15 protein-coding genes, 1 tRNA gene and 1 pseudogene are annotated in these 18,441 nt (G+C 52.3%); 13 read left to right on the top strand and 4 right to left on the bottom strand.

What is annotated here, in order from left to right; all coding sequences use genetic code 11:
- Positions 1-4 precede the first annotated feature (4 nt).
- The 3 genes from B5E77_RS06325 to B5E77_RS06315 all read left to right on the top strand — a co-directional run bounded on the left by B5E77_RS06325 (position 5) and on the right by B5E77_RS06315 (position 3,576).
- Positions 5-463, top strand: a complete 459-nt coding sequence (locus tag B5E77_RS06325) for a DUF6106 family protein (protein ID WP_087164531.1) — start codon at positions 5-7, stop codon at positions 461-463.
- A 30-nt stretch (positions 464-493) separates the two neighbouring features.
- Positions 494-2,329 (top strand): amylosucrase, encoded by a 1,836-nt coding sequence (locus tag B5E77_RS06320; RefSeq protein ID WP_087164530.1) that lies wholly within the window; start codon positions 494-496, stop codon positions 2,327-2,329.
- 134 nt (positions 2,330-2,463) lie between these two features.
- The gene (locus tag B5E77_RS06315; protein ID WP_087164529.1) at positions 2,464-3,576 is read left to right on the top strand and encodes an ABC transporter ATP-binding protein; all 1,113 of its coding nucleotides are present in this window, start codon (positions 2,464-2,466) and stop codon (positions 3,574-3,576) included.
- 40 nt (positions 3,577-3,616) lie between these two features.
- Here the strand turns inward: B5E77_RS06315 and B5E77_RS06310 are convergent, their stop codons facing one another.
- Complete coding sequence (locus B5E77_RS06310; RefSeq protein ID WP_087164528.1) at positions 3,617-4,645, bottom strand: hypothetical protein; 1,029 nt, start codon at positions 4,643-4,645, stop codon at positions 3,617-3,619.
- Positions 4,646-4,808: 163 nt separating this feature from the next.
- On the bottom strand, positions 4,809-5,036 hold the full coding sequence (locus tag B5E77_RS06305; protein ID WP_087164527.1) for a hypothetical protein: 228 nt from the start codon (positions 5,034-5,036) through the stop codon (positions 4,809-4,811).
- 454 nt (positions 5,037-5,490) lie between these two features.
- Between B5E77_RS06305 and B5E77_RS06300 the strand changes: the two genes are divergently transcribed.
- From B5E77_RS06300 to B5E77_RS17770, 3 genes and pseudogenes are all read left to right on the top strand, one after another.
- Positions 5,491-6,192 (top strand): helix-turn-helix domain-containing protein, encoded by a 702-nt coding sequence (locus B5E77_RS06300; RefSeq protein ID WP_242963640.1) that lies wholly within the window; start codon positions 5,491-5,493, stop codon positions 6,190-6,192.
- Positions 6,179-6,409: pseudogene (locus tag B5E77_RS06295) on the top strand (EamA family transporter); the annotation flags it as partial. The gene B5E77_RS06300 and the pseudogene B5E77_RS06295, both read left to right, overlap by 14 nt.
- Positions 6,400-6,636, top strand: a complete 237-nt coding sequence (locus B5E77_RS17770) for a tyrosine-type recombinase/integrase (protein ID WP_087164526.1) — start codon at positions 6,400-6,402, stop codon at positions 6,634-6,636. The pseudogene B5E77_RS06295 and the gene B5E77_RS17770, both read left to right, overlap by 10 nt.
- A gap of 121 nt (positions 6,637-6,757) precedes the next feature.
- Here B5E77_RS17770 and B5E77_RS06285 read toward each other — a convergent pair.
- Positions 6,758-6,828 (bottom strand) — tRNA-Gly (locus B5E77_RS06285).
- Positions 6,829-6,997: 169 nt separating this feature from the next.
- Positions 6,998-8,026 carry a LacI family DNA-binding transcriptional regulator gene (locus tag B5E77_RS06280; RefSeq protein WP_087164525.1) on the bottom strand — a complete coding sequence of 343 codons (1,029 nt, stop codon included), beginning with the start codon at positions 8,024-8,026 and terminating at the stop codon, positions 6,998-7,000.
- Between the two features lie 316 nt (positions 8,027-8,342).
- On the opposite strand from B5E77_RS06280, the gene B5E77_RS06275 reads away from it, so the two are divergent.
- The 7 genes from B5E77_RS06275 (at position 8,343) to def (ending at position 18,440) form a co-directional block, all read left to right on the top strand.
- Positions 8,343-10,571, top strand: coding sequence for a PTS transporter subunit IIBC (locus tag B5E77_RS06275; RefSeq protein ID WP_087164524.1), 2,229 nt, complete (start codon positions 8,343-8,345; stop codon positions 10,569-10,571).
- Between the two features lie 14 nt (positions 10,572-10,585).
- Positions 10,586-11,482 carry an endonuclease/exonuclease/phosphatase family protein gene (locus B5E77_RS06270; RefSeq protein ID WP_087164523.1) on the top strand — a complete coding sequence of 299 codons (897 nt, stop codon included), beginning with the start codon at positions 10,586-10,588 and terminating at the stop codon, positions 11,480-11,482.
- Positions 11,479-12,981: a 4-alpha-glucanotransferase gene (malQ, locus tag B5E77_RS06265; protein ID WP_087164522.1), complete on the top strand. Its 1,503-nt coding sequence runs from the start codon at positions 11,479-11,481 to the stop codon at positions 12,979-12,981. Before B5E77_RS06270 ends, malQ begins: the two co-directional genes overlap by 4 nt.
- Before the next feature lie 285 nt (positions 12,982-13,266).
- Positions 13,267-14,145: an aldose 1-epimerase family protein gene (locus B5E77_RS06260; RefSeq protein ID WP_087164521.1), complete on the top strand. Its 879-nt coding sequence runs from the start codon at positions 13,267-13,269 to the stop codon at positions 14,143-14,145.
- A 2-nt stretch (positions 14,146-14,147) separates the two neighbouring features.
- Positions 14,148-15,617 (top strand): UDP-N-acetylmuramoyl-L-alanyl-D-glutamate--2,6-diaminopimelate ligase, encoded by a 1,470-nt coding sequence (locus B5E77_RS06255; protein ID WP_087164520.1) that lies wholly within the window; start codon positions 14,148-14,150, stop codon positions 15,615-15,617.
- Complete coding sequence (gene priA / locus B5E77_RS06250; RefSeq protein ID WP_087164519.1) at positions 15,614-17,944, top strand: replication restart helicase PriA; 2,331 nt, start codon at positions 15,614-15,616, stop codon at positions 17,942-17,944. The genes B5E77_RS06255 and priA overlap by 4 nt, the downstream gene beginning before the upstream one ends.
- A 16-nt stretch (positions 17,945-17,960) precedes the next feature.
- Positions 17,961-18,440 carry a peptide deformylase gene (gene def / locus B5E77_RS06245; RefSeq protein WP_087164518.1) on the top strand — a complete coding sequence of 160 codons (480 nt, stop codon included), beginning with the start codon at positions 17,961-17,963 and terminating at the stop codon, positions 18,438-18,440.
- Position 18,441: the final 1 nt, after the last annotated feature.

The following is an 18,441-nucleotide window of genomic DNA, read 5'->3' as shown; positions in this document are numbered from 1 at the left end:
AGCGATGAGAGACGTGGTATTTGAGTGGTATGTGCCCTATATTCTGAACAGGAGACAGCAGCTTGTCAAGGCGCTGATGGTATCAGCCGCGCTGGTGTTCTTTGTGGACGCGGTGTTTTTCGCGGCGGCCATGCTGATTCCGTCGGTGATTCTGGCGGTCACGGGCTTCTTTCTGTTCCGGAGCTGGAGATACGAGTACGAATACGTGTATGTGAACGGCGACTTTACCATTTCAAAAATTATCCGGAAGGCAAAAAGAAAGGATGTCTATCACGCGTACCGTGCCGATTTTCAGGAGATTCTTCCGGGACGGAAGACAGCGGAGGGCCTGAAAACCAGAGACTTTACCTCCGGACGGGCGAAGGCTCCCGTGTATACGGTGCGCTGCCATGGCGAGCTGGTGTACATAGAGGCGGAAGAGAACTTTATTGGCGAGATGAAAAAATATTATGCGATTGCGTAAAAAGAGCGATAAAACAGGCAGGTGAGGAGAATGGGGAGAGAGACGCTGTTCAGCCGGAGAATGGGCCGGCATTATGACGAACTGAAATGGCTGTACTGTGAGCTGTACGAGGGTGGAATCGAAAAATTTCAGGAACTCTGCGGGCTGATGGAACAGCGAAGCCGGGAGCGGGACGAAAAGTTCAGACGGCTGGATCGGAAAAGAGAGGAAAATCCGGACTGGTACAAGCGCAGCGATATGGTGGGAATGATGATGTACACCGACGCCTTTGCCGGTACCCTGAAAGGAGTAAAGGAGAAACTGGGTTATATTACGGAGTGCGGAGTGCGCTGCCTGCACCTGATGCCGCTCCTGGATTCCCCGGTGGTAAACAACGACGGCGGCTATGCGGTGTCAGATTTTACGAAGGTGAAAGAAAGCCTGGGAACGATGGCAGACTTAAAGGAGCTGGCGGAGGAGTGCCACAGGCGGAGCATCAGTCTGTGCCTGGATTTCGTCATGAACCATACCTCGGAGGAGCACGAATGGGCCAGGCGGGCCAGGGCGGGAGAAAAGGAGTATCAGGATCGGTATTTCTTCTTTGACAGCTACGATATACCCGCTCAGTATGAAAAGACCTGCCCCCAGGTGTTCCCCACCACAGCTCCCGGCAACTTTACCTGGCTGGAGGATGTCCGGAAATACGTGATGACGACATTCTATCCTTATCAGTGGGATCTGAATTACGCGAATCCGGATGTATTTAACATCATGGTGGACAATCTGCTTAATCTGGCCAATCACGGGGTAGATGTGCTGCGGATCGACGCGGTGCCCTATATCTGGAAGGAGCTTGGCACAAGCTGCCGGAATCTGCCGCAGGTACATACCATTGTGCGGATGCTGCGGATGATTTGCGAGGTGGTCTGTCCGGGTGTTCTGCTGCTGGGCGAGGTGGTTATGGAGCCGGCCAGAGTGGTGCCTTATTTCGGGACCGTGGAAAAGCCTGAATGCCATATGCTTTACAATGTGACGACCATGGCTTCTATCTGGCATACGCTGGCCACCGGAAAGGTATCCCTTTTAAAGCATCAGCTGGATGTGATAAACGGGCTTCCGGGAGAGTACGTATTTCTCAACTATCTCCGGTGCCATGACGATATTGGCTGGGGCCTGGAATACTCCTGGCTTCAGAAGGAAGAAATGGAGGAGGTCCCCCACAAGAAATTCCTGAACGCCTACTTCACCGGAAACTGGCCCGGTTCTATGGCGAGGGGAGAGCTCTACAATGACGACCCCGCATCGGGAGACGCAAGACTCTGCGGCACCACAGCCTCCCTGTGCGGCCTGGAAGCGGCAGAAGAAAGCGGCAATCCGGAGGCTCTGAATCAGGCTCTGGCCTGCGACCTGATGCTCCATGCCTGTATGATGACTCTGTCCGGCATCCCTATGCTTTACAGCGGCGACGAGATCGGGGAGCTCAACGATTACAGCTATAAGTCGGACCCGGCGAAGGCTGCGGATTCCCGTTATGTACACAGAGGGAAATTCCACTGGGAGGCGGCAGAACGGCGGAAAGAACAGGGCGCTGTGGAGCAGGTGCTGTTCGATGGCATCGGAAAGCTGGAGCGGCTCCGTAGAGACAGCAGGGCATTCCTCAGCACGGCTTCCGTGCGGACGGCGGAAACGCACGACCCGGCTCTTCTGTGCCTGGTACGGGAACTGGAAGGAGAGAAGCTGACGGCAGTCTTCAATTTCAGCAGAGAGCCGCGGACGGCCTGGATCAGAGAGGGCGGAGACTGCCGGGATCTTTTGTCAGGAGAGAGACTGGAGGCGGAGAATGTGGCTATGGGACCCTTCCAGGCGAGATGGCTGCTGCAGAAATAGCAGGAGACAGAGGCGCGTGCCGGACGCTGCGCTTTCAGGAGCCGATGGAACTCAGAAAAAAACAGAGAGCAGTTTTAACATAGAAATATGAGAAAAGACAGGGCCTGCAGACAGGTCCCGGACAGGAGGAAATTATGGCAAGTGTTCAGCTGAAAAATGTATGCAAGAAATATCCCAACGGATATGAGGCGGTAAAGGATTTTAATCTGGATATCGCGGACAAGGAATTTATCATTTTCGTAGGCCCATCCGGCTGCGGAAAATCCACGACCCTGCGCATGGTGGCAGGTCTGGAGGATATCACTTCCGGAGAACTTATTATCGATGGAAAGGTCATGAACGATGTAGAGCCCAAGGATCGGGATATCGCCATGGTATTCCAGAGCTACGCTCTGTATCCCCACATGACCGTGTATGACAATATGGCATTTTCCTTAAAGCTTAAGAAGACGCCCAAGGACGAGATCGACCGGGCAGTCCGGGAGGCAGCCCGCATTTTGGATCTGGAGCAGCTTCTGGATCGGAAGCCCAGAGCTTTGTCCGGCGGCCAGAGACAGAGAGTAGCCATGGGCCGTGCCATTGTGCGCAACCCCAAGGTCTTCCTCATGGATGAGCCCCTGTCTAACCTTGACGCCAAGCTGCGGGGTCAGATGCGCGTGGAGATCTCCAAGCTCCATCAGAGACTGGGAAGCACGATCATCTACGTAACCCATGATCAGACCGAGGCGATGACCCTGGGAACCAGAATCGTCGTCATGAAAGACGGAGTCGTGCAGCAGATTGATACGCCCCAGAATCTCTACGATCATCCCTGCAACAAGTTCGTGGCGGGCTTCATCGGCTCCCCCCAGATGAATATGATTCTGGCGGACGCTGTAGAGGAGAACGGCGAGGTAGTGCTGAAATTTGCCGGACAGCAGATTGCCCTGAATGCAGATCGGGCGGCGGCTCTCAGAAAAGGCGGCTATGTGGGACAGAAGGTAGTTCTGGGCATCCGTCCCTCCGACATCCATGGAGATCCGGAGAGCCTGCAGAAGTTCAGTAAATCCTGCTTCGACGCCGAGGTCCGCGTGTATGAGATGCTGGGCTCTGAGGCCCTGGTGTACTTCGATATCGAGGAGGCCGGCTGGGTCGCTTCCCTGGATACCTCCCAGAAAGCAGGCGTAGGCGACAGAATCCGACTGGCTATGGACACCAGCAAGATTCACATCTTTGACAACACCACAGAGCAGACAATTGTAGACTGATTTCTCTGCTTTTTGTTTCACTATTTGGGCATGTTTTCCCTTATCTAACACATACAGAGCTGTCTGGCTGAGTCATTCCGGCCGGGCGGCTCTGTGTGTTTTTGCATTTTTCTGTACTGGAAACAATTACGGTTTCATATCCCGTCCAACGGAATACCTTATAAAGTCGTCCGCCTTGCAGATAGCAGATGTAGTTCCCGTCTACGACAAAGGATGTAATAGAGCCTGCATCTGCCAGCAGTTCATCCACCGTTGGTTCATGGTCAAGCAGTCCCCAAAAGGTTGCCGTGTTATCAGAGCCGGTGCTGAAGTAAAGCCGTGTAGAGAAATCTTTGAAGTCGATTCGGTAAATCTGAAAACCATCGCCCACCTCGCCGCTGGAGGCGTAATAACAGGCGTCCTCATCAACGTAGATGCTGGAGATCGCCCCGGATTGTCCAAAGGGATCATAGGTCAGCAGGATGGCCTCACCTGTGGCCTTGCTGGTTGCAGTGATGGCGCTCTCCACCATATCAAGCTCTACCGTGTAGGCGTTGTTTTCTTCCTTGGACGCATCGGCCAAAAAATCATGCGTAATCTCACTGGAATTGCTGTGCCCGCAGCCAGTCAATGAAACGGTCATGTAGAGTATGAGCACCGCTGTTAGGAGCGGGCGGGCAGGAATGGCCTTCCGCCTGCCGACATAAAATCTGAGACAAAGCAGACATACGATAGCCAAGAACAGGACTATCAAAAAGCCGAACTGCTCCGGTGTGATACCCGGAAAGGTTACTATATCAATCAAGTTCCAGTCCTCGTCATATCCAACCTCTGTCAGTGTTCCCCACACATAGCCGGTTCCGGCCAGCAGACCTGCCGGGAGCGGAAGGACATATTTGAGAAAGCTGCCGCCGATCAAATGTGGCAGGATAGAAACCGTGATGCCGGAAAATGTAGTCAGCACCGTCTGCCGGAACAGGATGGAGAGCAGTGTAATCAGGATAGCAAACCAACCGGCTCCGGCCGTTTCTGCAAGAGTGAAGGATCTGCGCCATCCCGCACTGGTACTCCCCGCAGAATATCGGAACACAGAGCGCCAGCAGAAATAGTAACAGGATTACATTCACGCCATTGTGGGTCAGCAATGTGTCCCATCCCCGTTCATCCATCAGGAAACGATGGGCGGGGGCTTCTTTTGCATAGTAATACTGGTTATAGATGGTCAAAAAGACGGCTTTTCTGCCGTCATCGGATCAGGTGGCTTCTGCGTACTCCGCCTCCATCTCCTGCGCCTTTTCCTCTGTTATCTCGCCTTGCCAGCGTTCCATGTAGGTCAGGTAGATATCTTCATTCCGGTCAATCACATAACTGCTGTCGCAGCCGCTGCCGACGCAAAAGACTGCATAAGCCGCCAGAGCAATCAGAAGAAGTAAAAGCCCCTTATGATGAAATAATATCTTTTTTAATTCTACTTGCAGCATGATTTCCTCCTGATTGCTATGACCAGCAGACACGCGATTACAGCCTGTACGACCAGAACCACAAAAAGCCGGAGCAGATATACCAGATATCCAATACAGGTCAATGGGAAAGAGACTAACTTTGAAGTGATACCGGAAGTTTATACTTCGCTGAGACTGTCTTTGGATGGTGATAACCTGACTTTAAGTTCATACAATGTCACGGGCTACGATATGGCTGTTATGGATGCGGTTTGTACCATGTACGAGCATGGATGCACTATTTTCACTCCTGCAATGCTGCTACGAATGATGACAGGGAAAGACAGTTAACGAAAAATCTGTTAAGGATATTTCAGACAGTCTGAACAAATTAATATGTATTGTGGCAACCGTTGACACATCCAAGGAGTACATAGAGCGAAATCTGGTACCGCCAAACAGCACAGTAATGAAGCAGGGGCATCTTCTTCAAATGAATTGTATACAGGTAACGATTCCTTTTCATAAAGGTGTTTTTTACGGATATGAGCTTTTGGATGCTTGTGTCCAGGCAGATGAAGGGACAATGGACTATCGGGGCTTTAATATCACAAAGGAAATCATGCTGGATCTGGCAGAAGAAGTTACCGGTAAGCGTTCCCTTCCGGGGTTTTCGCAGACCGTGATCTATGATGAAGAAATCACCTGTTACCTGCGGCCACTCCATGAGCTTGTAATGAGTGGCTCACCCGAATTTGACAAAGAAGAAAATCTTCTCTTGCTTTTATCATTGCTGATCCAGCGTTATGGACAGCCCTTTGAAGAATGTATTCCAGAATGTCGGGAGGAAATTGAAAGAGCTTGTACTTTTATGGAGCAGCACTACACCGAGCGCATTTATTTGGATCGGATTTGCCGCTGTGCAAATCTGAGCAAATCCACGCTGTTACGGGCGTTTGTCAAATCCAAAGGTGTTACTCCTTACCGCTATCTTGAAAATGTTCGCATTGGTGCGGCAAAGAAATTGTTAGAACAGGGCGTTGCCCCCATAGATGCCGCCATGCAAACGGGCTTCTCCGACCAAAGCCATTTTACTAACTATTTCAACAGTTTTATCGGTCTGTCCCCCGGAGCCTACCGAGAGATATTCTTGAGAAAAGAGGAAACGGGAGGCGATCAACATGGAACAAAATAAAACAATCGGCCATTTATCGGCCTTATTGACAATTCTTATTTGGGGAACAACTTTTATTTCCACAAAGGTATTGCTGGTAGACTTTCAACCAGTAGAAATTTTGTTTTTTCGCTTTGTGATGGGGCTTCTTGCTCTGCTGGTTGTCTATCCCCACCGAATGAAAGGTACAATGAGAAAGCAGGAGCTTACCTTTGTTGTTGCGGGCTTATGCGGGGTATGAGGGTTTGCCTTTATCTATACGATTTATGTGATGAACTAGAAATACCGAGGAAAGGTTCTCATAAAATTCGCAAGACGTTTGCTACACAGTTAGTTACAAGCGGGATGCCGATTAACACGGCGAGAGAGCTTTTGGGACATGAAAGTGAAATCACAACATTGAGAAACTACTGTTTTGACCGGAACGGCAGCAGGGAAACTGAACAATTACTGGATAGTATATAAAACGTAAATATTGAGATTTCGATAAAGTGTAAACATGTGTAAACAATATTATGATAGATTCCCTAAAAGAAAAAATGCCTGAACTCCTTGAAAATATAAGGAATTCAGGCTGATAACAGGAAGCAGATAACGGGAATCGAACCCGCCTCTCCAGCTTGGGAAGCTGGCGTTCTACCGATGAACTATATCTGCAAAACCGGGACACTTTCCTGCGCCGGTATCGGGGCATGCCATCTGGGAAATACCCTTGGCGCGGCAATGCGTCTATCGGTATTATAGCACACCGGACGGAGAAATCAAGAGTAAAAAAATTTACCGCGCCAGCCCCTTGGATGCCCACTGGCGCCTGCCGTTCCTGCGTTTATGCGCTGGCTGGAGGAGCGCAGCTATCCCGCTCGACCATCACATGGGGCACGATAATCTTGGTAGCCGGAAGGCCGGGGTTTTCAATATGGCTGATCATCTGAGCTGCCGCCTCGATTCCAAGCTGCCGCGCGTTGACGTCCACGGAGGTCAGCTGCGGATAGCTGAGCTGAGCGAACAGCGAATTGTTGAAGGAAAGGATGGAAAGATCGCCGGGGACAGAGAGTCTCAAGCCCCCGCAGGCGCCTGCCACAAACATGGCGAGAATGTCGTCGCTGACCAGGACTGCGGTGGGGCGGCCGGAGGAGGAGAGAAGCTCTTTTAGCATGGCGCTTCTTTTTTCCGGCGGGCAGTTCATTTCAATGCAGTATTCCGGGCGGACCGGGAGCTGGTGCTCCAGAAGAGCGGCTATATAGCCTGTCTTTCGATCCTCTGCGAAAAGCAGGGAGTTGTCCGGGGAAATGTAGGCAATTCTCTGATGCCCCATGCGGATGAGATAGGAGGCGGCCTCCTTCCCGGCCAGAACATTATCATTGTCTACATAGATGGTCTGATTGGCATTGTGATAGGCCTTGCCGATCAGGACGTAGAGCAGGCCCTCGCCGCTGAGATATTCCACGATGGGGTCATGGGTTCTGGAGTACAGGACGATAAAGCCTTCCGCCTGGCCGCTGCGGGCCATGGTACGGATTCCCTGAAGAATCTCTTCTTCATTTTCTCCTGTAATGACAGTGTTGATATATTGCTTCTGGTTGCAGAGCTGGCTGATGCCGCGGATTGTTTCCAGATAAAAGGAATTCTGGTATGCCTCCTGTTCTGAGGCGGGCAGGATGATGCCGATGGTCCTGGAGCTCTGGGAAGCCAGATTGCTTGCCTGGAAGTTAGGCTCATAGCCAAGCTGAGCCATGGCGCGGCGTACCTTTTCTTTGGTCTGCCGGCTGATCGATGGATGATCCTTACAGGTACGTGATACGGTGGAAGGGGATACGCCCGCCAGGGCAGCTACATCTTTAATGGTCACAGGCATAAAATCGCTCCTTACTTTCAATATATATGATTGGCGCTGGCGCACAGGGCAGCTTTTTCTGCCTGGTCCGCCGGCGTCATCTTTATTTTATATAGATCGGGAAGGTCTGTCAATGAAATAATGCAAATTGACGCAAACGATTGCGATAATATAACGCAAAATTGCACAAAATTACCGGATTAAATTTATGCAAAACGGAGAAATACAAATAAAATAACAAAAGGTATTGAGAAAACAGGAAAGATTGCTTATAGTTAATGCAAGCGATTGCGCTACAAACGCAAAAGATAATGATAAAAGTGGGAGGTAGAGCGTTATGAACGTGAAAGAGGACGGATGTATGGGAATCCGGATTCTGTCTCCGGTGACCGGGCAGGCTGTGAAGCTGGATGATGTGCCGGATCCGGTATTTTCGGGAAAAATTCTGGGAGATGGAGCGGCGGTTATCCCGTCGGAAGGGAAAATCGTAAGTCCTGTGGACGGAGAAGTAGTTTCGGTGGCGGAGACTCTGCATGCATATGGGCTGAGAACTGCAGAAGGATTGGAGCTTTTGATTCATGTGGGACTGGACACGGTGAAGCTGAAGGGCTCCTGCTTTCAGGTGCATGTAAAGGAGGGAGAGCAGGTCAAGGCAGGCGATCTGCTGGCCGAGGTGGACCTGGAGGCGCTGAAGGCGGAGGGACTTAACCCTGTTACTCCGGTGCTGGTGTGCGACGGCCTCCAGAACCGGACGCTGAACACGGTGGAAGGAGAGATGAAGGCCGGAGAGAGCGAGCTCCTTCTGGTGCTGGATGAGTGCTGTGCGGCTGAAATGCCGGAAGCTGCCGGAGAAGCTGCTGCAGAGGCTGCTGATGAAAAAAAAGGCGGGGATTCCGTTTCTGCTCCGAAAAAGGAAAAAAAGAAATTCCCGATTAATTTTGACTTCCTTCAAAAGCTGGGCAAGGTGCTTATGACCGTAATCGCCGTAATGCCTGCGGCAGGCCTGATGATCAGTATCGGAAAGCTGGTACAGATGGCAGGTGTGGACGTGAATGTGATTGTCACGATCGGGAGCACGATGGAAAATATCGGATGGGCGATCATCAACAATCTGCATATCCTTTTTGCTGCTGCAATCGGCGGCTCCTGGGCAAAGGAGAGGGCAGGCGGAGCCTTTGCGGCTGTGATTGCATTTATTTTGATTAATACCATTACAGGAGCGATCTTCGGGGTGACCTCAGAGATGCTGGCTACGGAAGGGGCTGTGACTCATACCCTGTTTGGCCAGGAGATCCTGGTGGATGGTTATTTTACGTCAGTGCTGGGAGCTCCCGCTCTGAATATGGGCGTCTTTGTCGGGATTATCTCCGGTTTTGTGGGAGGCGTAGTTTACAATAAGTATTACAATTACAGAAAGCTTCCGGATGCGCTGGCATTCTTCAATGGAAAGCGTTTTGTTCCTTTGATGGTAATCTGGTATTCTGTGATTGTCTCCGTGGTTCTGGCTGTGGTATGGCCGGTGGTGCAGACAGGGATCAATTCCTTTGGCGTCTGGATTGCCAATTCGTCAGATACCTCTCCTGTGCTGGCGCCGTTCATATACGGCACGCTGGAGCGTCTGCTGCTGCCCTTCGGTCTGCATCATATGCTGACGATTCCGATGAATTACACGTCCTTTGGCGGAACCTACACGATTCTGACCGGAGCGAACGCCGGAACCCAGGTGTTTGGGCAGGATCCGCTGTGGCTTGCCTGGGTGACTGACCTGATCAACCTGAAAAATGCAGGAGATATGGCCGGATATCAGGAGCTTTTGACAACGGTTACACCGGCAAGATTTAAGGTGGGCCAGATGATTGGAGCGACAGGCCTTCTTCTGGGAATTGCGTTGGCAATGTACCGCCGTGTGGATGCAGACAAGAGGAAGAATTACCGTTCCATGTTCATTTCTACGGGCCTGGCAGTGTTCCTTACCGGTGTGACGGAGCCGCTGGAGTTTATGTTTATGTTCTGCGCGCTGCCGCTGTATTTGGTATATGCGGTTCTGCAGGGATGTGCGTTTGCCCTGGCCGGAATTTTCGATCTCAGGCTGCATTCCTTTGGAAATCTGGAGTTTTTGACTCGAATTCCCATGTCTGTGAATGCCGGGCTGATCGGAGATATCATTAATTTTGTGATTGCAGTGGTTGTATTCTTCGTGATAGGCTATTTTGTGGCTTATTATATGATCGGAAAATTTAAGTTCGCGACGCCCGGACGCCTCGGCAATTATACGGATGAAAATGCAGAGGGCGCAGAGGCTGGAGCGGGAGCGAAGAGTGCAGCAGGTGGAAACGGGCAGGCAGAGCGGATCATCAGCCTGCTGGGCGGAAGAGAGAACATAGTGCTGGTAGATGCCTGTATGACTCGGCTGAGAGTGACGGTAAAGGATCTGGAAAAGGTAGCTGAGCTTCCGGAATGGAAGGCAGAAGGAGCTATGGGGCTCATCAAGAAGGACGGAGGAATACAGGCGGTTTACGGTCCCAAGGCCGATGTGCTGAAATCTGATATTAACGATATTCTTTAAGGCAGGCGGTAGGAATGAAGCTGATTACGTTAAACAGCCACAGTATCATAGAACCGGATTACGAAGAAAAGCTGCTTGGCTTCTGTGGGGTTGTTCGGAAGGAACAGCCCCAGATCATGGCTCTCCAGGAGGTGAATCAGACGATAAGCGCCAAGCCGGCGCCGGAATCCTGTCTGGAGGAGACGGGATATCTTCCCTGTGCGGGAAGAGAGGATATGGATACGGCGGTGGTGCGCGTGGACAATCATGCATTCCGGCTGGCCTGGCTTTTGAAAAAGGGCGGATATCCCATGAGCTGGACCTGGATTCCTGCCAAGGTAGGCTATGAGCGGTACGACGAGGGCCTGGCGCTCTTTACCGTGTGGCCGGTGGATGATACAGATCAGTTTTTTATATCAAAGACACACGATTATCACAACTGGAAGACCCGCCGGGCGCTGGGGATGAGAATCCGTACGCCTGAGGGGCCGCAGTGGTTCGGCTGTGTCCACATGGGCTGGTGGCAGGATGAAGAGGAGCCTTTCCAGGAGCAGTGGAGCAGGCTGTCTGCCGCAGTCAGCCAGACCTGGCTGAAAGACAGCCAGGGGCCAGCGTGGCTGATGGGTGACTGCAATTCCAGAGCGGACATCCGCGGAGAAGGGTACGACCTGATCCGCTCCTCCGGCTGGCATGATATGTATGAAACGGCCCGGACGAAGGACCGGGGCGATACGGCTGGCGGCGCTATCGACGGCTGGAAGGAAGGCGGTGCGGACCAGGGCATGCGGATTGATTATATCTGGTGCAGCCAGAGGATTTCGCCTTCTGTGTCCAGAGTGATCTGCGACGGGACAAACGGGCCTCTGGTATCAGATCATTACGGGGTTGTGATGGAATTTCAAAATAACGGCAAAGAGAGGGAAGAAAATTGAGACGGGAAAGTGGAATCCTGCTGTCTGTTACCAGCCTGCCGTCACGATATGGCATCGGCTGCTTTTCAAAGGAAGCCTACGAATTTGTAGACCGGCTGGAGGCCTGCGGACAGAGCTATTGGCAGATTCTGCCTCTTGGACCAACCAGCTATGGAGATTCTCCGTACCAGTCCTTTTCTACCTTTGCAGGAAATCCCTATCTCATCAGCCTGGAAAGGCTGGTAGAGGAGGGAGTGCTGACAGAAGAGGAATGCGGGGCGGAGGATTTTGGGAAAAAGCCGGATTCTGTGGATTATGAGAAAATATACCGGTCACGGTATCGGCTGCTGCGCAAAGCCTATGAACGCAGCCAGATTGCAAAGGATTCGGAATTTCAGAGATTTCGATATGAAAACAGCTGGTGGCTGCGGGATTATGCGATTTTCATGGCGGTCAAGGGGGTGTTCGGCGGCCAGGAATGGACGAAATGGGCCGAGGACATCCGGCTTCGCTGGAACAATGCCATGGAATATTATCAGCGGGAATATTATTTTGACATAGAATTTCAGGAGTATCTGCAGTATCAGTTTATCCGGCAGTGGAGAGAGCTGAAAGCTTATGCCAATGGAAAGGGAATCCGGATCATCGGTGATATCCCGATTTATGTGGCGATGGACAGCGCAGATACCTGGGCGCATCCGGAGCTGTTTCAGCTGGATGGGAACAATATGCCGACGGCTGTGGCGGGCTGCCCGCCGGACGGTTTTTCCGCCACAGGGCAGCTGTGGGGAAATCCGCTGTACCGGTGGGACTATCACCGCCAGACCGGATATCAGTGGTGGATTCAGAGGCTGGCTTACTGTTATCAGCTTTATGATGTGGTGCGGATCGACCATTTTAGGGGATTTGACGAGTATTACTCTATTCCCTTCGGAGATCAGGATGCCACAAACGGGCACTGGGAGAAGGGGCCGGGGATGGAGCTGTTCCATACGGTGAACTCTGCGTTGGGAGAAAAGGCGATTATTGCGGAGGACCTGGGGTATATCACAGACTCTGTCCGACGGTTGGTGTGGGAGAGCGGTTATCCTGGCATGAAGGTGCTGGAATTTGCTTTTGATTCCCGTGATTCCGGGTGTGCCAGCGATTATCTGCCCCATAATTACCCGGAAAACAGCGTGGCATACACAGGAACTCACGACAATGAGACGATTGCCGGGTGGTTTGACAGTATTACAGAAGAGGAAAGGATTCTTGCCAGGGAATATCTCTGTGATATGCGTACGGGAAAGAAGAACCTGTATCTTTCCTTTATCAGCCTGATTATGCGCAGCGCAGCGCGGATCTGCATTGTGCCGATGCAGGATTACCTCGGTCTGGACAACAGGAGCAGAATGAACACTCCGTCCACGGTAGGAACAAACTGGAAGTGGAGGCTGCTTCCGGGACAAATGTCTGATGAGGTGACAGAGCTGATTGCGTCCATCACGAAGCGTTATGGACGATGGAATTGGAAATAATGTGTGTGAATCCCAGATCTGGGAAAAGCAGAAAAGAAAAACCGTCCGGCTGCCCGGACGGTTTTTCTTTTCTTATGAGGGGGGAGATAGTGATGTCTTATCAACTATCTGTGCTTTATTATAATGCCCAAATGTGTTCAAAGTATGTCCATTTTCTAAATTAACCATAAAAAAATGGCGCAAAACTTAAAAAAGACTTAAGAGAATCGAAAATCAGCCATTTGGAATTGGAAAAAAAGGACAGGCATGATATAATACCTTCAGTTAACAGAAGGAGGAACGGATATGGCGCAGATGCGGGTGTTGGAAAATGAAGAGCTGAAAATTCAGGTGAGCGATGAGGGGGCGGAGCTTTGCAGCGTCTATGACAAAAGGAAGGACCGTGAGGCCTTGTGGACGGCGGATCCGCTGTATTGGGCGCGCCACGCGCCGGTACTGTTTCCGTTTGTGGGAAAGGTAAACGGCGGGTATTATACATATGAAGGAAAGAAATATCCGATGGGCCAGCATGGTTTTGCCAGAGATAGAAGGTTTGAATGCGTGGAGCTGGGAGAGTCCCATGTGACGCACCGCCTGAAATCAGATGAAGAGAGCTGGAAGGTCTATCCCTTTGATTTTGTGCTGGAGATCACGCATAAAATAGAAGGAAACTGTGTAACAGTAGAATGGAAGGTGGAAAATCCGGGGAAAAAGAGAATGTATTTTTCCATCGGAGGCCATCCGGGCTTCTGCGTGACGCAGCAGACAGGCTGCACTCTCGTCTTTGACGGGCAGGAGAGCCTGGAACGCGTATCGATCAATCTGGAAGCGGCGGCTGTGGACGCGGAGCACCCGGAGATCTTGAAGCTTGATAACGGAGCCTGCTCTGTGGATGCCCACACCTTTGATAAGGATGCGCTGATTTTTGATCACGGACAGGTGAAAAAGGTGAGCCTGGTGGATTCGGATGGGACGAAGCTTGTGACTATGCGGTGTCCGGATGCTTTGAGCGTCGGAATCTGGGCGCCGGCGGGAGGAGAAGCGCCGTTTATCTGCCTGGAGCCCTGGATTGGCAGATGCGATAATATGGGCTTTGACGGGGAGCTGAAGGATAAGTTTGACGAGCAGAGCCTGCAGCCGGGAGAGTGCTTCCGGTCGTCTTATGATATTTTGATTGGAGAATAGGGATGAGAGCAGCAAGAGAACTGCTGAAGGACCTGGAATACGAGGTCATAAGCGGCAGCATTGACGTAAATGTAAATGAACTGGTCTATAATACGAAGATGGTTTCGAAGGAATGCATGTTTGTCTGCATCAAAGGAGCGGTCTTTGACAGCCATGACGCGGCGGCAGACGCTGCCCGGAACGGAGCTGTGGTTATCGTGGCGGAGCGTCCGGTGCAGGTTCCGGAAGGAACCTGTGTGGTTCTGGTGAAGGACACCCGCTATGCGCTGGCCCTCATATCAGCGGCTTATTTTGGATATCCGGCCAGAAGGCTGAAGGTCATCGGCATCACCGGGACGAAGGGAAAGACTACGACGACCTTCATGATCCGTTCGATCCTGGAGCATGCGGGAATCCGTACAGGCCTGATTGGAACCATAGAGACGATTATCGGAGAGAAGCATATTCCGGCCAGCAATACGACGCCGGAATCTTATACGATTCAGCAGTATTTTGCGGCTATGGTGGAAGCAGGCTGCCAGGTGGCAGTCATGGAGGTCTCCTCTCAGGGGCTGAAGCTGCACCGGACAGCAGGGATTCTGTTTGATATCGGAATCTTTACGAACCTGGCGCCCGATCACATCGGGCCGAATGAGCATGAGAGCTTTGAGGAATATCTGGAGTGTAAAAGCCGTCTGTTCCGCCAGTGCCGCACAGGTATTGTGAATCTGGACGACCAGTACTGCAGCCGGATTCTGGAAGGACACAGCTGTGAGGTGGAGACCTATGGATTTTCAGAAAAGGCGGATCTGTGTGCTTCCGATGTAAAGCTGGTGAGCCGTCCAGGGTTCCTGGGAGTGGCTTATCATGTGGCAGGGCTCATGAACATGGATGTGGAAATCGATATGCCCGGCCGGTTCAGCGTCTACAACTCGCTGGTGGCGATTGCGGTATGCCGTCATTTTGATATTTCAAAGGAGGATATTCTGGCAGCTCTTGAGGTGGCGCAGACCAAGGGGCGCATTGAAAAGGTGAAGGTGTCGGACGACTTTACGCTGATGATTGACTATGCGCACAATGCGATGAGCCTGGAGAGCCTTTTGACCACCTTAAAGGAATATCACCCGAAGCGGCTGGTGTGCCTGTTTGGCTGCGGAGGAAACCGCTCCCGGATGCGGCGGTTTGAGATGGGAGAGGTGTCAGGACGGCTTGCGGATCTGACGGTGATTACCTCGGATAATCCAAGGTTTGAGGAGCCGCAGGCGATTATCGACGATATCCGGACCGGAATTGAGAAAACAGATGGGAAATATGTGGAGATTATCGATCGCAAAGAAGCGATCCGCTATGTGATAGAGCACGGACAGCCTGGAGATGTGATTGTGCTGGCCGGAAAAGGACATGAGGATTACCAGGAAATCAAAGGAGTCAAATATCCGATGGATGAGCGGGTGCTGATTCAGGAGGTCCTGGAGGAGCTTGGAAGAAAGTGAAATACGCCAATGTAATCGTGGACATTTCCCTGGAAAAGCTGGATCGAACCTTTCAGTACCGGGTGCCGGAGGAGCTGGAGGATGCTTTGAGCGTCGGCATGCAGGTTCTTGTCCCTTTTGGAAACGGCAGCCGCAGGCTGACCGCTTATGTGGTGGAGCTGACGGAGGAATGTGAATGGGATCCTGAGCGCGTAAAGGAGATCATCGGGATCGCGGAAAAGGGAATCCGGCTGGAAGGGCAGCTGATCGCGCTGGCCTCCTGGATGCGCCGTTTCTACGGCTCTACCATGAATCAGGCCCTTAAGACGGTGCTTCCTGTGCGGCGGGCCGTACAGGAAAAGGTGAAGCGGAGGATTGTACTGGCTGTATCCGGAAAAGAGGCAGAAGAATACCGGGAAATTCTGAAAAGAAAAAATCAGAAAGCCAGGCTCCGGCTTCTGGAGGCGCTGCTGGCAGAAGAGAACCAGGAAGAAGGGCTGGATTACGGAAGCGCTCTGAAATCACTTCACATCACAGCCCAGACAGTCAAGGTCCTTGAGGAGGCAGGGATCCTGCGGGTGGAGACGGATACGGTATTCCGGAATCCGGTCAGGCCCTCCGAAGTGCAGCACCATCCCGTAGAGCTGTATCCGCAGCAGCGGGCAGCGGCAGCTGGGATCCTTGCGCGGGCGGCGGCAGGCGACAAAAGGCCTTCGCTGATTTACGGCGTAACCGGCAGCGGCAAGACGGAGATTTATATGGAGCTGATTGCGGCTGTCCTGGAAGAAGGAAAGCAGGCGATCGTTCTGATTCCGGAAATTGCGCTGACGTTTCAGACGGTGCTGCGGTTTTACAGACGCTTTGGCGATCAGGTATCGATTCTTCATTCCCGGCTTTCGGCCGGGGAGCGCTACGATCAGTTCGAGCGTGCCAGGACAGGGCAGGTGCGGGTGATGATTGGGCCGCGCTCGGCTCTGTTTACGCCTTTTGACAGACTTGGAATTATTGTCATAGATGAGGAGCATGAGGGCAGCTACAAAAGCGAGACTGCGCCGCGCTACCATGCACGCGAGACGGCTGTCGAGCGGGCCCGTATGAGTGGAGCCTTTGTAGTGCTGGGCTCAGCCACGCCGTCTGTGGATTCGTATGAAAAGGCGAGAACCGGAGAATACCAGTTATATGAGCTTCCGGCGCGCGTGCCGGGACGGGAGCTTCCGGAGACGGAGATCGTGGATCTGCGGGAGGAGCTGCGGCTGGGCAACCGTTCGATTTTCAGCGCGAGGCTGAAAGAGCTGATGGAAGACAGGCTGGCAAAGGGGCAGCAGGTGATGCTGTTTCTGAACCGGCGGGGCTATGCAGGCTTTGTTTCTTGCAGAGCCTGCGGACATGTGATAAAATGTCCACATTGCGATATTGCTTTATCTCTGCATGGAGGGGGGCGCATGCTCTGCCATTACTGCGGATATCAGCAGGAGGCGGTGAAAAAATGCCCTTCCTGCGGCTCAGCGTATATCGGTGCGTTCCGGGCGGGAACCCAGCAGGTGGCAGAACAGGTTCAGAGAGAATTTCCGGGGGCCAGGGTGCTGCGGATGGATTATGACACGACCAGGCAGAAGGGCGGACATGAGAAAATTCTTGAGGCCTTTTCCCGCGGAGAAGCAGATATCCTGGTGGGAACCCAGATGATTGTAAAGGGACATGATTTTCCGGGAGTGACGCTGGTAGGAATTCTGGCGGCGGATCTTTCGCTTTACGCGGGAGATTACCGGGCATCTGAGCGGACCTTTCAGCTTTTAACCCAGGCAGCCGGAAGAGCAGGCCGGGGAAGGGAAAAGGGCGTCGCTGTTATTCAGACCTACAGTCCGGAGCATTACAGCATCCGGACGGCGGCAGCACAGGATTATGAGGAATTTTTCCGGCAGGAGATGGCCTACCGGAGCCTGATGCATTATCCGCCGGCAGCCCATCTGATGGCTCTTTATCTGACATCCGAGGATCAGGAGGAGCTGGAAGCAGGAGCTGTGATTTTAAGAAGGCTGGCGCCTGAGGCTGTGCGCAGGGTGGCGGTTCCCCGGAATGAAGGGCTCGGCTCTGCAGGGGAAAGGCAGCGGACGGATGAAGGACTGCGCGGAGAACCGGGAGAGAATGGCGGAATTCAGGTGATTGGCCCTGCAGACGCAGGGCTTACAAAGCTGAAGGATATGTACCGCAAGGTGCTGTACCTGAAATGCAAAAGCCTTGCGGCGCTGCTGTCCTGGAAAGAGAATATCGAGCCGGAGCTTGCCCGGGAAAGCGGGCTTCAGGCTTTGAATATACAATTTGATATGGATCCGGTAAATCCATTCTGACAGGGAGGAAGAAAAAATGGCGATCAGAAATATCAGAGAACTGGGAGATGAAATTCTCAGGAAAAATTGCCGGGAGGTGAAGGAGGTTACTCCGCGGATACGGGAGCTGATTCAGGATATGTACGATACGATGTATGAGGCTCAGGGTGTGGGGCTTGCGGCGCCCCAGGTGGGAATCCTGAAAAGAATCGTAGTGATTGACGTGGACGGCACGCCCTATACGATGATCAATCCGCAGATTTTGGAAAAAAGCGGGGAGCAGACAGGCAGCGAGGGATGCTTAAGCGTGCCTGGCAAGGCAGGTATTGTGACGCGGCCGAATTATGTAAAGGCAGAGGCCTGGAATGAAGAGATGGAGCGCTATGAGGTGGAGGCCGAGGGGCTGCTGGCCCGTGCTATCTGCCATGAGCTGGATCATCTGGACGGCGTGATGTATGTGGATCTGGTAGAAGGCGATATCTATGACGTGACTGCGGAGGACGAAGACGAGGAGTGAG

It is taken from the genome of Lachnoclostridium sp. An131 (genome assembly GCF_002160825.1).
Classification (GTDB): Bacteria; Bacillota; Clostridia; order Lachnospirales; family Lachnospiraceae; genus Laedolimicola.
Note: the sequence above shows the minus strand (reverse complement) of the source record. Positions and strands in the feature narration are given on the sequence as shown.